Below are 14,717 nucleotides of genomic sequence, written 5' to 3' on the forward strand. Positions count from 1 at the left end.
AATGGAAGAGCGTTTGAAATATTCGGATAAAAAGGGGCGAGATACGGTGAGTATAATTTAAAAAAATTTAAAGTTAGATATTAATCGTATTTAAACAAGTAGATAATGCATCTGAACAAAGTGATATATATTCTTTAGGAAGACTACTATATTTCATTTTAACTGGCAGAGAACCAGTTCATAACTATATAGGAGTCGATAAGTTTTATTCTCTTATTGTAACAGCTACTTCCGAAGAACCTAATCATAGACATGCGAATACCCCTATTTTTGAAGAAGAATTCAACAAAATTGCTATGCAACCTCAAACTAATATAAGCAAAAGTATTCGTTAAAAGTGTACTTAACGAACAGAAAATATACACTTCACTCTATCTATAGTAAAAAAGCCACTGTATCTCGTTTATAAATTATAATGGATTTTTGCTATAGATAGATTAACATATTAAATTCTTATCCCTTAGAGAGATAGTTCATGTCATGTATTAATTTCATCACTTTCTTCTAATTGACGTTGTTCTAAACGCTCAATTGCAGCTCGACGTTTAGTATCATCAATATTCGTATAAAGAGAGGTAGTTTCCATCGAATTATTCCCCATTTGATTTTCCAACAGAACCAAAGCTTTATTTTCATTATAATGATAAGTTGCGTATATATGACGCAACTTATGGGGGGGGGCTCTTTTTTTCATCAAATGCTCTAGTATATTTCTCTGTGAGTTTTTGTATAACATTTTAGCTTGATAGCGATGTGGCTCTACCTCGTTGTACACAATGAAAGTATTTTTTCCACAAGAGTCTAAGGAACTAAAACAAATAAAAGTTTTTTCATTTATTTACAAAAAATTCAGTTAATATTTTTTTATTCCTTTTAATGTATATATCTATTAAATTCAGTTGTTTATATGCATTTATAATAGTTTTATTTGCATATTTATTAACTTTTAGACTATTAAAACTTTAAAAATTTTTCAATAAAATCGTTTGCCTCTTCTGTATAAGAAATATATACTTTGAGGTGTAAGGGTTAATACCTTATAAAAATTTAAAGGAGGTTTTTTTATGAAAAAAATGAAAAAGTTAGTGAACATTGCTTTAGCTGGAACTATCGGTTTAGGAGGGGTGGGAGCGTTCGCACCAACAGATGCAAGTGCAGCTGAGGTCTCTCCTGCTAAAACTAATATTTCTACTAACTTATCTACTGAATTACCTACTAATTTTGTAGAGTCTAAGTTACCAAATGCAGCAAAAGCTAGTGCAAATTTAGATGTAAGTATAGATGTATTAGGTATCGCTAATTTGATTAGGAATGCTATTAATAGTCAAACTAATCGTTCAGGATTTGTAAAAGGTGTAATGGAATCAACATTTTATTCTGCAGGTCAACGTTATAATGTTATGGTTTTTAACTTAAACCAAAACTATGAGGATCGTTTTAACGGTGTTAAATTCTTCGGAACAACAGTATATGATGGAATCACTTTTGGAATTTGGGTATTTGAGGATGGGGAATTCACGAATAAAGGTGATGGCGGATGGATTAACTGGGCATTTAGAGGTTGGTTTGATCGTGATGGTGGCCATGTTAAATTTTATCGCCCATAAAAATAAACCACAAAATCAGCCAATTTTGCGGTTTATTAAATAAAAAGTATTACCTAAGCCTAGGAGATCATATTCTAAAATCAACTCCTAGTAAAAACAGTATAGATGATATTTATTAAAAAGAAAAGCACTCTCGGGAGTGTTTTTCTTTTTTTATTTAAAAATTAGGATTTTTAGGAATGGAAACAACAAACCCTTTACCTTCTTTGTTAACATAATATTTCGGAAATAAATAATAAGATTGTTAGTGTTTTTTATCATTTTAGCTAAGAAGACTTCTTTCTCAAGGAGTGTGAAGGGGCACAGTCCAGTGAGTAGGTGGGAGGCGTTCAATTAATATTAGAACATATAAAAAGACACTATAGTATGTATAGTGTCTTTTTATATGTTGACTTATTCTGAAAGAAAGTGTAGTGATTAATCATAATTTGTTGGATACTTCTTGGTTAATTCTATTATAACATTATCATGGAAGAATTTAAATGCATTTATGCATATATATAATTTTATTATATTTTAGACACGTCTGAATTTCTTTCGATTTCCAAAAGTTCCAGTTTCTTTATTTTTATATCTATACTATAATTTAACTGCTAAATCGTAAAAAAGGAGTTCTAATAGATATGGAGATGAGAAACTTACAAAAACTAATTGAAGACAAGAAAGTAGAATTAATTAAACTTGTAGATAAATATGGATTTAGACATCAGCAGGTGCTAAGTTTAAGTCAAGATATAGATAAGTTAATAAATCAGATTATTTATATAAATCACAAATATAAGTAGAACCCTACATTTATAATTGCCGTTTAATGAGAAATACTTTGGAATATTTTAATTTAAAAGTAAAAAAGAAAATATTGAATTAGAGGAAACTTTTCATTTTGCACCAAAATATAATAATGTATGCTCTAGACCACGTGTGCAGAGGATATGCAGCAGAATTTATTATTAATTCTCACCGTGAAATGATTAATAGATAAATAATTATTATTAATTTATTTATTTATATATAAAAACTGTGCTAAAAACTTGCATTATAACAAGTTTTTAGCACAGTTTTTTTATTTTATGCCTTTCATTAAAACTTGAATCTTTGGGGCAATAAAATATAAAATTACACTTAAAATGATTGAAAGGCCACCAATTACACCGAAATAAATAATTTCTGTTTCAGGATTATATAATCGAACTATTTGAGCATTTATAGCTTGTGCAGCTGCACTAGTTAAGAACCATAGACTCATTGTTTGAGCAGAGAATGCAGCTGGTGCTAATTTGGTTGTAATTGATAATCCTACAGGTGATAAACAAAGTTCCCCGATTACTACTAACAGGAAGCTAATCGCTAACCACATAGGGCTTACAAGGGATTCTGTACCATGGATATATGCAGGGATAATCATAACTAAGAAGGATAAACCAGCAAATAATAAACCAATAGCAAATTTATTAGCCGTACTTGGTTGACGTGAATTAAGCTTTACCCATAACCAAGCAAATACCGGTGCTAACAAAACAATATAAATAGGGTTTAATGATTGAAACCATGAAGATTGAAGTTCAAACCCGGCCAACTTTAATTGAGTACGCTGATCAGCATATGAAGCTAAAATGATAGCTCCTTGTTCTTGAATGGCCCAAAACATTGTAGCAGCGATAAATAATGGTATGTAAGCAATTAAACGAGACTTTTCAATTTTTGTAGTTTTCGGACTACGATACATAAAAATAAAGTAACCAGTTGGAATGAGAATACCTAAGATACTTACTAATAAAGTGAATCGATTAATAGTTAAAATACCTGTTGGTATCGTTAAAATACAAAATAGTACTATAGCTATTGTACCAATACTAAACTGTATAATAACTTTTTTTCTTTCGATGTCTGTTAAAGGATTTGGTACTTGTGTTCCTGCTAAACCAAGGTTTTTCTTTTTTGTAAGAACGAAAATAATTAAGCCTAATAGCATACCAATTGCAGCGACACCAAAACCTAGGTGGAAGTTATACTTTTGACCAAGTGTTCCTATAACAAAAGGGGATAAAAGTGCACCTAAATTAATACCCATATAGAAAATACTGAAACCTGAGTCACGTCGAGTATCTGTTTCACTATATAAATCACCAACAATGCTAGATACATTAGGTTTTAATAAACCTGTACCAAGTACTAAAAACACCATAGATATGAATAAAGTACTTATAGTTCCAGGTAGTGCTAAAATCAGGTGACCGATCATAATTAAAACTCCACCCCAAAAAATTGTTCTACTTGAACCTAGTAGACGATCTGCAATCCAGCCACCAATAATGCCAGACATGTAAACGAGAGATCCATAGATGGCCATAATTGACGCTGCGGTCGCATGATCCATCCCTAAACCACCTTGTGAGATTGAATAATACATATAGTAAAGTAATATTGCTCTCATCCCATAGTAAGAGAATCGCTCCCAAAACTCTGTAAAGAATAGGGTGAACAGCCCCTTAGGGTGTCCGAAAAAACCGCTTTGCGGAACAGTACGAATAATATCGCTTTTACTAATCTTCTCCATACGAATACACTCCTTATATATAAATATAATAATACTAACTTAGTATAAACTAATAATTAGAAAATTAAAATAAATATTTACTTGGTTAATTATTAGAAATTTTTTAAAAAATAATTTTCTTGTTGATTTTAATGGGTATTTTAATTATATTTTTTAATATAGATATATTGATTGAAGATGATGATAGTGTATAAATATTAATACAAACTGTAGGAGGATTTATATATTGTTAAAAAAAGAAGTTTCTATAGAAGATATTTATCAGGAAATATTAGATGGAAAAAGAATTAGATTTCCTCCAAATACATGGAAAGAAGATATAGATAATAAAATGGCGCGGAGGGTATTAACATATTTGCTTAACAGTATTTTAAAATGGAATAAGGAAGACATAAGAAAAAAGTGGAACACAAAATTACTTGTAAAGTATAGGCTACGAGGATTACTCAAACATAGGTATGAAAATAGCCCTTTTAAAGCAATTAATGATTTGTATCCAAATCAGTTCAAAGAATGGGAATTTGGTATGACTCCTTTAAATTTTTGGACTAAAGAAAAAGCATTAACAATTTTGAAATGGATTATTGAGGAAAAAGAGGGCCTTTCACAAGAAAAGCTCTTAGAATTATACGGGAAAAAATGGTTGAAAAAAAATAAGCTTAGTGCACCTCTGGCTATGTATTGGAATAGTAGCCCGTATGCAATGATTAATGATCTTTATCCAGGCCGTTTTAAAGAATGGGAATTTGGCATGACCCCTAATAACTTCTGGACTAAAGAAAAAGCATTAGAAGCATTGAAATGGACCATTGAAGAAAAAGAGGGATTAACCCCTAAACAATTGCTTGATATATACAATGTAAAATGGTTAAAGACCCATGGATTAGCATCAGCATGTCAAATAATTTGGGGGAATAGTCCGTTTAGAATGATTAATGATTTATATAGAGACCGTTTTAAAGAATGGGAATTTAGAGTTACTCCTGTTGGATATTGGTCTAAACGTAAAGCATTAGAGGCGTTAAGGTGGACTATTGAAGAGAAAGAAAAATTGGATGAAAAACAGCTATTAAAAGTATTTAATCAAAAATGGCTAATAAAACAAAAATTATGGACGCCGTTAAAATGCTATTGGAAAGGAAGTCCATATGAAATGCTTATTGCTCTATATCCAAATCGTTTCTCAAAAAATATGTTAAAAGGATATATTTAAAAGTAAAGATTAAATTAATAATTATTGAGAAAATTTATGATTTAACATGCAGTTATTAATTTGGAGGAAGACACCTTAAAGGTGTCTTTTTTATATGTATAAAAAATAAAATATCACTTAGTGTAAAAAGATTCAAAGTACTAAAGGGATTTCTATTAATAATTAAATTAAATCATTCATTGATTAATTAATTATTCTATCTCTTTTCCTATTAGAACCAAATTTTTGCTAATTGAGAGACTCCTTTTATTATCTCTTCTTCGCATAAATCACCAAATCCAAGTTGAATATGAGGATATTCTGGTAAATATTCCGAGAAATATTTTGAGCAAGGATAAACTATAATACCGTGATCATGTGCTCTTTCAATTAGCATTTTTTCACTCATTTTTGTTTTCACTTCAATAATAACGAAAATACCGGAGCTACCACCTTTAATCTTGACGTATTCCTTAAAATGCTTTGATAATTCCTTATTTAATAGATTCATTTTACGTTTATACAAAGTTTTCATCTTCCTTAAGTGCGAGTACCAATATCCTTCATTCATAAAAGTTGCCAATGTTCGCTGATGAATAGATGAGGATGTTTGTTCAAGTAAAGGGAGTATTTTTTTATATTCATTTATTAGCCGCCTAGGCAAAACCATATAACTGACACGGATAGAGGGGAGGAGTGCCTTTGAAAAAGTTCCTAAATAAACCACCCTATCATTTGAATCTAAACTTTGAAGAGACGGTATAGGTTGATGTATATATCGAAATTCACTATCATAATCATCCTCAATAATATAGCCTTCCACTTTTTTTGCCCATCCAATTAACTTTAGTCTTTTATTGACAGGGATGGTCACTCCATACGGAAAGTGGTGAGTAGGAGTGACATATAAAAGTCTAGAAGGCGATTTTAAAAGAAAATCGACTTGAATGCCTCGTTCTTTTACAGGAATTGGATCAATAATAAATGATTGAAGAACAAAAAGCTCCCTTGCCACGTTATATCCAGGATCTTCTACTGCTATATAATGATGATCTTGCTTTAACATTATTGACAAAATTAATAACAAATGTTGTGTGCTACTGCCAATAATAATTTGTTCTGCAGAAGTAGTAACTCCTCTTGATTGAAATAAGTAATCTGCTAGTGCTTTCCTTAATTTAATGTCGCCTTGTTTTTCTCCGTATGAAAACATGCTAGAGTCTTTAAGAATTTTGTTTGTAATCATTCTCCACTTTTTTAAAGGGAAGTTTTCTTGATCCACTGTCCCAATCTTAAAATCAATAGTTTTCATGGTAGTATGATTTATTTCATAATGCTGTTCTCTAATAGGTTCAAAATTAAGTGTTTCATCCGATGTAATAGCCTCTACAAAAAATCCTTTTTTGTTCTCACTTCGAATATACCCCTCTGATTGCAGTTGTTCATAGGCTACTTGAGTTGTGTTTCTGCTGACCTCTAATTGGTTAGCAAGTTGTCGAATTGATGGCAACTTTTTACCGTGTTCTAATTTACCAGATAAAATCTGAGTTCGTATATATTGATAAACTTGTTGATACATAGGATTTTTACTTTTTCGATTTATATTAAATATTAGTTCCTTCATTATTTTAATACCCCATCTGTCATTTGTATTTATTGTAAACTGTACCTTTTAGAAATGACAGTATAAATAAATAATGAATTTATAAAAAAATTAATTTAGGAGGAGAATTATGACAATATTTATGTACATATTTTGTTTGATTGTATGGGGACTTAACTTTATTGCAGTGAAAATTCAAGGAACTCCTGTCAGCTTAGAGTTATCTTTAACTTACCGTCTGGTTATGACAGCTTTTTTATTTTTGATGCTTGTTTGTTTTCTTCGACCAAATGGGATGCCAACAAAAAAAGATATCCCATTTGTAATAGTTTTTGGTATATGTAACTTTGCAATAAGCTATTTATGCCTTTATTACGCTACAATTTTGAGTTCTGCGGCAATTGTAACATTGATTTTTTCATTAAAGGTATTTTTGACTCCGATCGCACTTCGAATTTTTTTAAAAGAAAAGTTACATTCACGGGTTTTGGTTGGAGGGATTTTAGGGGTATTAGGAGTATGTATTCTTATCTATCCGAAATTGAATGATTTTCAAGGGTTCAATGATATAAAAGGAATTATGGTTGCAATTTTAGGTACGCTTCTTACAGCAATAGGTGATGCGAGCTCGGCACGAAATGCAAGCTATAAGGTGAACCCTATCTATGCAAATGTTATTGGATTTACAGTAGCTAGTTTATTGATGGGAGTAATTGTATTATTTCAAGGACAGGAATTTGCATTTCCTACATCGTTTTCATATGTATCTATGTTGATATACTTAACTCTATTTGCTTCTTTTGTAGCATGGTTATTCTATTTGAAGCTTGTAGAAAAAATCGGAGGAGCTCGAAGTGGATATATGGTTGCGCTATTCCCTGTAATTGGAGGGATAGCTTCCGTTTTAATCGGTGAGTCAGATCCATCCCTATATTTGTTTGTTGGATGTTTTTCAAGCTGTATTGGAGCGGCTATCGCATTAGGGTTTAGAACTCAAAAGCAAGATTCGAAATTAACTCTAAAAAGGGTTAATTAAGAAAGGAATAAGTGTAATGGACTTGAAAATAGATCCCATATATTTTTTATGTATGAATTGTGCACGTTCTTTTGAAAAAAATAAACCATAAGTCGCTTAAAAACTGGGTAAATAAGGATTTCTTTTCTCCAATTTAAATAGAGTATGTATCAGGACTCTGGGAATGTATCTTAATATTCATTCAATTTTATATGTATTATTTCATGCTCTTTTTTTACTTCTATTTTGATAAAAGATTTAACATTGAAGTGGATACAAAATAGTAGAGATAAGGTTCAGTAAGCGTACAAGAAGTATGTTAGTTTATCGAAAAAATCCCTACAGGGGACGTAGAGTAAGTCTAAGGGTATTGAAGAATTGTCGATTCTAAAAGTAAAGGACTTCTTGGAATGTAATAAGTTCAACATATAATTCGTTAAAACTGTATATAATTATGTTAAATTAATGTGAATTGATGCTTCTAAAGCACCGGCATTTAAAGCTAGAAAAGAATTAAAAGAAGCTGTGAAATAATTATACATAGTAAAAAAGGATTTGATATTCATATCAGATCCTTTTTTCATTATTAGTTTAGTATAATTGCTCATCGTAGCTACTTAACAAGGGTTTAAAAACTAAATATTTTTCAGGTACTACAACCTTAACCTAATAATTTTCTTAGTTTTTGGTATTCACTTTCCTAGCTTAACTGACATGGGGCACTATATCATCAAAAGAAAATTAGATGTTTAGTATTAAATAAAATTAGTAGCAATACTATCTAGGTTCTTTAAGGAAACCAAATGAGAGAGCAACATTTCAAAGGGTATCTTGTGATATAACTAAGTAGAATTTTTTAAACAAGGGGATGATGAGATGAATAAATTGAAGGGGAAAATTGCATTAGTAACAGGGGCTAGTAGAGGAATAGGCCGAAGCATCGCCTTACATTTGGCGCAAGCTGGTGCGTTAGTCGTTGTTCACTATAGTAAAAGAAAAGAAGAAGCAGAAAGTGTAGTGGATCAAATTAAACAAGATGGCGGTGCCGCATTTACAATCAGTGCAGATTTAAGTACCTTTAACGGCATTAATAAATTGTATTCAATGATGGATCAATCTCTTCAAAAATATATAGGTGATATTACATTTGATATCCTTGTAAACAACGTTGGAATTGGGCAGGTTTTAACGTTAGAGGAATCTACAGAGGAGTCTTTTGATGAGGTTATGAATATTAATGTAAAAGCTCCATTTTTCATTATTCAAAAGGCTTTGCCACGTTTAAAAGATGGAGGACGGATTATCAATATTTCGTCATTTGTCACACGGATCGCCTCCCCAAGTGTTTTTGCCTACAGTATATCTAAGGGGGCAATAAATACACTCACTCATACTTTAGCACAACAACTTGGTGCTCGTGGTATTACAGTAAATGCGATTCTCCCAGGCATAATTAATACAGAAATGAACGCTGAGACATTGGGCAACCGAGATGGACAAATATATGCTGCAGGTTTATCGACTTTTAATAGGTGGGGAGAACCTAATGATATAGCTGATATTGTAGGTTTTCTATCATCATCAGACAGTCGTTGGATAACTGGTGAGTTAATCGATGCAAGTGGTGGATCTTGCTTATAATGCTAGAGGAAAAGCCGATTTAAATAGAGTTGGATTTGCAACTCTATTCTTTATTTGTTAAACCACCGAACTACGCACCATTTATTAGCTCTTACAAAAACCAGCTTGAAACGAGGTCAAATGTATTAAGTCAATCAAGGTAGAGAAGCAATTGTGCTGTAGTAGGATTAATAGTAAGTGTAAATAGTAAAAATGCAATGAATATGCACAATTTCATATGTAATAGGTACTTTTTGTTAACTCTTTCACAGAGAAGGAAAGGTATGAATTTAGTATGATAGAATCAATTTATATTAAATATAAAGGGGATGAGTATATGCTAAAAAGAATGATTTTAGGAGTTTCATCATTAGTAGTGGGAGCAACAGTTGGCTTAGCGACAGATGTATCTGCAGCACCTGCACCACCATTAACATCATTAAATGTAGTAAAAGTTGAATCTCAATTAGGCGGAGTTGAATTTATTGGTCCAAACAATTTAAGTACGGTTAAAAATCATGGAGGAAGCTATTTATACATTTATACAAATGAAATGGGATATGGTAGAAATCCAATTGCTCAAATGAGTGGGCAAAAACTAAAAAAAGTAGATTCTAAGATGATTGATATTAATGGTGATAGAACAGTTGATGGCTGGGAATATAAATGGGATGCTTCAGGACAGCAAAATGGACAATTCAAATATCAAAACACATCTACAAATGCACCTTGGAATACATTATCTACTTCATTAAATATTAAATAAGCTAACAGAAGAATTCGATGTTATTTTTTATGTTTGAAATATATGTAATGTTTAGATACCTAAAGGAGTCTACGTTTTTAGTGGGCTCTTTCTAGCTAATGATAAGGTAACAGCAAATAAACTATTTTGTCTAATTGACAAAATGAAAGTTTACATAACGTTTTTCTGGTAAACAATTCTGGGTCTAATAGTGTGATCAATAAAGGAAGGAAATCAATTAAGTTATTTAGTGCGTCTTTCATCATAAATATCTAAAACTACATATTTATGAAATTTTATATTTAGTCCTAAATCATACGATTTTAATACAAAAAACTATAATTTGATTAGTAATAGTAGTGAAAAAAACATTAAATATATCTAGATTTTAAAGTTAATGTTACTTTATTACATAATTTGTTTAAAGGGATATATAAGGTTATTATTCAATGTAACTAAAATAATTTAAAAGGAGATAGGAAGTTATGTTTAAAGTAAAAACAAGGGGGGAAATAAAGAAAATTGTTATGGTTTCAATGGCTTGTACCATGTTGTCAATGTATGGAGCACCAATTTCTAGTACAGAGGCAGCAACCCGATCTCATGCCCCATCAGTTTATGTAACACCACAAAATACTGCTACTTCAGATATTATTAGCATAGACTGGTCACCAGTCCAAACAGCACCTTATACGTATTGGGCTGTGCATAACTGGAACCAGGGGGAGAGGGTGGTGGTTATGCGGGCTTCCAACAACAAAATGGTTTTGATCAATTCGGTAAACGAACCCTTCACTTTGCGCTTTGGGATCCAATAGCATCAAACCAACCAATAAAAGCTGAATATTTATCGCCGACTTCAGAAGCCAGTAGATTTGGTGGAGAAGGAACAGGTCTAAAGGTACAAACAACTTATAATTGGAAAGATAGTGAATGGTATCGAATGACTCTACGTTCTTGGCAAGAAGATAGTCATACGAAGTTTGGCCAGTGGATAAAAGATAATAAGTTAAATCAATGGAAGTTAGTTGCTATTATGGACCATCCAGTTGCGAATGTTGCATTTAACTATGGTCTATCGAAGTTCCAAGAGGACTGGGCTGGTAATGGACAAGATGTAAGAGAAGCACGCCTGAAAAATGGATACAGTAGAAAAGTTTCAGATAAACAATGGAATTCTTGGAATCATCAGCGTATCAGTGGGCAACATGATACATCTTATCAATACGATGGAGGAGCAACTTTAGAATATATATGGGTGAAGGCAGGAGGAAATACTCAATCAACGATTGGTACTGGAAAAACTTTTAATATAAATCAGCCTAGTCAACCAGAAATGGGAAATTTAGATTATGATATTCAAAATATTAGCTTTGAAGCTGAAAAATTAAATGTGTCTTGGAAATTGAAAGAACAAAGTACCCCACAGTTTAAAGGGAAAATCGAAATCTATGACAATGAAAAGTTAATGGGACAACCTTTGAAAGTAATTGATAATATTAAGTCCTACCAAACTAAAGTAAGCCAAACTATGCAATTGCCTCAAACGGCTTTTGCTAAAATTACATTAACAGACATATTTGATCGAACTGAAGTGAAAAAAGTAGAAATTACAAATGGAAATTCTGATATTTTAGTAGGGAACCAATTTGCATGGTCCCTAAAAGGATATAGTGATCGAGAGATTGCAAAAGTAGATTATAATAAAACAGCAGAAGAGCTGAAAATCAAATTAGAAGCTGGTGTACCGCATTCTTACTTCAATAGCACATATGCAAGTATTAAGGTCCAAAACTCATCGGGTAGCGTAGTATACAATAAGGAAATCGTGGGGAATAGACAACAAAATACCGAAACCCAAACTGTGTCTGTAAAAGTGGGGGATTACATTGAATTAACTCATGTAGAAGGAGACGCAGTAAAGGGAAATACACGTGCAACATTAACGAATCTTGAAAATAACAAAAATGAGACTATTGGAAAGACAGCAAGGTATCAGGTTACAAAAGAGGGATTAAAGAAAGTTGAAAAAATGCCCGAGACAACAATTCTAGATGGAAAACAATTTGCATGGTCATTAAAAGGATATAGTGATCGAGAGATTGCAAAAGTAGATTATAATAAAACAGCAGAAGAGCTGAAAATCAAATTAGAAGCTGGCGTACCGCATTCTTACTTTAATAGTACATATGCAAGTATTAAGGTCCAAAGCTCATCCGGTAGCGTTATGTATAATAATGATCATAAAAACCAATTAGTATTACATAACATCCTCAAAAGTATATATGAAGTTTAGCGTTTTCTTTGCGGTTAAGGAAACAGTAATCTCAAATGTTTCAATTCTAATGCTTGGTACATGAAAGAGGATAACAAGCAAGGAATGGAAGGCGAAAGATTAAAGCTGTTGAGTTCATGGACAAAGCTGGCATGAAGAAAGAGAAAATTCACAAGAGAATGAGGGAATACGAGGAAATAAAATCACTAAAACAATATAAATAGATTTTTAACTTTTAGTGTTTGACAATGCAACCACAGTCATTAGATAGGATATAGTTGTCTGTGTAGCAACGGAACCAAAACTTACATTAAGTATTAGCGAATATTCATTTCGTATATTAGTGGATATAAAAGACCGATTTTGAGTGTTATGATGTCAGCTAATGATCCTTATAGGACATTCTGAAATCAAAAAACGAGAAGCGTGCGGTCAAAAATCATTTGTGTACCCAAAAATCTATATAATTTTAGTCATTTTCGTCGTTTTTAATGTCCGCTAATGCTTATAGCGTGATTTGGTTCCATTGTAACACAAAGGCCTAATTGTAATATTGCATGCAGATGATACCGGAAAAGCATCATTTAATCCGCTTGTTCATATGTGAGTAATAACTAAAAATAAAAGTTAACATAAAGTCAACAGGTGTTACACGAAGAATAGATGAATTAGGGCGGATTGTTCTTCCGAAAGAGTTAAGAACAACGTTAGGAATCTATGCGCTTTATTTTCTTTTTGCACCAGAACCGTCTTTATAAGTTCTATGTCACTATAAAATGATGCATGCAACAAAACTATTTTCTTTATTAATAATAATGGTAATTTTTACACTAGAACTCTTAGTATTGCGTATTAAAATTCCTCTATTAATATATTTAAAGCTTTTGACTTAATCCTTTCATATTCCATAGCCCCAGCAAGTTCATCAGCAAGTAAAGGCGACTTTCTAACATATCTTTCGCGAATTACATCATACAATTCGTATGGAAATAACATATCAATAAACATAATTTTCTTCTGCTCAGCTGTTAAAGGAGAAACTGACTCATATGCGTTAATCATAATTTGAAATTGATTTTCATTCCAAACACCAGTTGTATCTAATAGAGGAATAATCATTTTACGCAAGTCTCGAATAGGTAAATCGAAAGAAACCGTATCTAAATCAATTACCCAAATCTGATTACTTGGGTCTAATAAGGAATTTCCTGTTCCATAATCTTGATGACATAAATTTGGGGATGCTTGTAATTCGTCAGTCCATTTAGTATATTCAGATTCCAATAGTCTTTGGTGCGTTTGTTTTGCTTCTAAAATAAACGCATCAATTTCAGCCAAATATAGCTGTGAAAATGGATCATCTGGCATAGTTGCAGATAAGGTTTTCCAAATCTCCATCTGCTGAAATCTTTTAATGTAATGATTGGGCCAACGTCCTAGTTTGGTGAATATAGGTATCCCTGGTGGGGGCTTATAGCCAATAGAGGCTACATGGAAATCTGCTAACCCTTTCATAATCATTTCAAGATCTTCTTGCATTGTAAGCTCAAATGGTCTTCCCTCAATCCAATCATAAACGACAAATAAAAATGGACCGTGCTTTGTATACAACTGATTCAATTTGCTTGGGATTATGCTCGGAACACGCATGCCTTTGTTGGCTAGATAATCTTGAGCGTGAATGGAAAATAGAGCTTTTTTTTCGGGGCGATGAATTCTCTTTAAGCAAAATGGTCCATCTGCAGTTTGAATTTTCCATACTAAGGCCAGTTGTCCACCTTGTATTAATTCGATTGTAGTTGCTTGAATATCCCAATACTGAATCATTGTCGCTGCCAATTCTACTAGTTTTTGTTCCTCTTCGGGCGATAATGTATACACCGCTTCTTCGTTTTTATTCTCCACATATATCACCATCCTTTTATACTCTCTTATTACTGTATGGTACATGACCATTTTTGTTCTAGCCATTTGCCTTTAAGAAGAAAAAGTACTATTGACTAATTTTCATAATAAAGGATGAAAAAATGGTCGATAAATCACAAACACAAAGTTTTTTTCGTAACATATAAAGAAGGTTGTATTTTTATGAAACAGGGAGGC

9 protein-coding genes and 3 pseudogenes are annotated in these 14,717 nt (G+C 32.0%); 8 read left to right on the forward strand and 4 right to left on the reverse strand.

Annotation, left to right across the window (positions count from 1 at the left end; translation table 11 throughout):
- Nucleotides 1-478: 478 nt before the first annotated feature.
- Nucleotides 479-737, reverse strand: a pseudogene (locus ACTJJY_RS24815) (tyrosine recombinase XerS); the annotation flags it as partial.
- Nucleotides 738-1,064: 327 nt separating this feature from the next.
- On the opposite strand from ACTJJY_RS24815, the gene ACTJJY_RS24820 reads away from it, so the two are divergent.
- On the forward strand, nucleotides 1,065-1,607 hold the full coding sequence (locus tag ACTJJY_RS24820; RefSeq protein WP_440606826.1) for a stress protein: 543 nt from the start codon (nucleotides 1,065-1,067) through the stop codon (nucleotides 1,605-1,607).
- A 623-nt stretch (nucleotides 1,608-2,230) separates the two neighbouring features.
- Nucleotides 2,231-2,392: an aspartyl-phosphate phosphatase Spo0E family protein gene (locus ACTJJY_RS24825; protein WP_061667301.1), complete on the forward strand. Its 162-nt coding sequence runs from the start codon at nucleotides 2,231-2,233 to the stop codon at nucleotides 2,390-2,392.
- Nucleotides 2,393-2,670: 278 nt separating this feature from the next.
- On the opposite strand, the gene ACTJJY_RS24830 is transcribed toward ACTJJY_RS24825, so the two are convergent.
- A complete protein-coding gene (locus ACTJJY_RS24830; protein ID WP_440606827.1) occupies nucleotides 2,671-4,164 on the reverse strand; it encodes a peptide MFS transporter in 1,494 nt (497 codons plus the stop codon).
- 226 nt (nucleotides 4,165-4,390) lie between these two features.
- Here ACTJJY_RS24830 and ACTJJY_RS24835 point away from each other — a divergent pair, with 226 nt between their 5' ends.
- The gene (locus tag ACTJJY_RS24835; protein WP_440606828.1) at nucleotides 4,391-5,377 is read left to right on the forward strand and encodes a DUF4046 domain-containing protein; all 987 of its coding nucleotides are present in this window, start codon (nucleotides 4,391-4,393) and stop codon (nucleotides 5,375-5,377) included.
- A gap of 211 nt (nucleotides 5,378-5,588) precedes the next feature.
- Here ACTJJY_RS24835 and pdxR read toward each other — a convergent pair whose 3' ends face one another.
- The gene (gene pdxR, locus ACTJJY_RS24840; protein WP_440606829.1) at nucleotides 5,589-6,980 is read right to left on the reverse strand and encodes a MocR-like pyridoxine biosynthesis transcription factor PdxR; all 1,392 of its coding nucleotides are present in this window, start codon (nucleotides 6,978-6,980) and stop codon (nucleotides 5,589-5,591) included.
- Between the two features lie 109 nt (nucleotides 6,981-7,089).
- On the opposite strand from pdxR, the gene ACTJJY_RS24845 reads away from it, so the two are divergent.
- From ACTJJY_RS24845 to ACTJJY_RS24865, 5 genes and pseudogenes are all read left to right on the forward strand, one after another.
- Nucleotides 7,090-7,995 carry a DMT family transporter gene (locus tag ACTJJY_RS24845; protein ID WP_440606830.1) on the forward strand — a complete coding sequence of 302 codons (906 nt, stop codon included), beginning with the start codon at nucleotides 7,090-7,092 and terminating at the stop codon, nucleotides 7,993-7,995.
- A gap of 855 nt (nucleotides 7,996-8,850) precedes the next feature.
- The gene (locus tag ACTJJY_RS24850) at nucleotides 8,851-9,615 is read left to right on the forward strand and encodes an SDR family oxidoreductase (RefSeq protein WP_440606831.1); all 765 of its coding nucleotides are present in this window, start codon (nucleotides 8,851-8,853) and stop codon (nucleotides 9,613-9,615) included.
- Nucleotides 9,616-9,931: 316 nt separating this feature from the next.
- Nucleotides 9,932-10,360: a DUF4879 domain-containing protein gene (locus tag ACTJJY_RS24855; protein ID WP_440606832.1), complete on the forward strand. Its 429-nt coding sequence runs from the start codon at nucleotides 9,932-9,934 to the stop codon at nucleotides 10,358-10,360.
- Nucleotides 10,361-10,824: 464 nt separating this feature from the next.
- Nucleotides 10,825-12,581, forward strand: a pseudogene (locus ACTJJY_RS24860) (DUF3472 domain-containing protein); the annotation flags it as partial.
- 665 nt (nucleotides 12,582-13,246) lie between these two features.
- Nucleotides 13,247-13,330 (forward strand): annotated as a pseudogene (locus ACTJJY_RS24865) (sporulation protein); the annotation flags it as partial.
- Between the two features lie 136 nt (nucleotides 13,331-13,466).
- On the opposite strand, the gene ACTJJY_RS24870 reads toward ACTJJY_RS24865, so the two are convergent.
- Entirely contained in the window at nucleotides 13,467-14,570 is a 1,104-nt protein-coding gene (locus tag ACTJJY_RS24870) for a CotS family spore coat protein (protein WP_440606848.1), read from the reverse strand.
- Between the last annotated feature and the right edge of the window lie 147 nt (nucleotides 14,571-14,717).

The sequence above is a fragment of the Bacillus sp. 22475 genome (assembly GCF_052044835.1).
GTDB lineage: Bacteria > Bacillota > Bacilli > Bacillales > Bacillaceae_G > Bacillus_A > Bacillus_A cereus.

Bases quoted from the DNA above. Each gene is read 5' to 3' on its own strand.
- ACTJJY_RS24825 (WP_061667301.1), top strand. From the start codon at position 2,231: ATGGAGATGAGAAACTTACAAAAACTAATTGAAGACAAGAAAGTAGAA.
- ACTJJY_RS24820 (WP_440606826.1), top strand. From the start codon at position 1,065: ATGAAAAAAATGAAAAAGTTAGTGAACATTGCTTTAGCTGGAACTATC.
- ACTJJY_RS24855 (WP_440606832.1), top strand. From the start codon at position 9,932: ATGCTAAAAAGAATGATTTTAGGAGTTTCATCATTAGTAGTGGGAGCA.
- ACTJJY_RS24830 (WP_440606827.1), bottom strand. From the start codon at position 4,164: ATGGAGAAGATTAGTAAAAGCGATATTATTCGTACTGTTCCGCAAAGC.
- ACTJJY_RS24850 (WP_440606831.1), top strand. From the start codon at position 8,851: ATGAATAAATTGAAGGGGAAAATTGCATTAGTAACAGGGGCTAGTAGA.
- ACTJJY_RS24870 (WP_440606848.1), bottom strand. From the start codon at position 14,570: ATGGTCATGTACCATACAGTAATAAGAGAGTATAAAAGGATGGTGATA.
- ACTJJY_RS24845 (WP_440606830.1), top strand. From the start codon at position 7,090: ATGACAATATTTATGTACATATTTTGTTTGATTGTATGGGGACTTAAC.
- pdxR (WP_440606829.1), bottom strand. From the start codon at position 6,980: ATGAAGGAACTAATATTTAATATAAATCGAAAAAGTAAAAATCCTATG.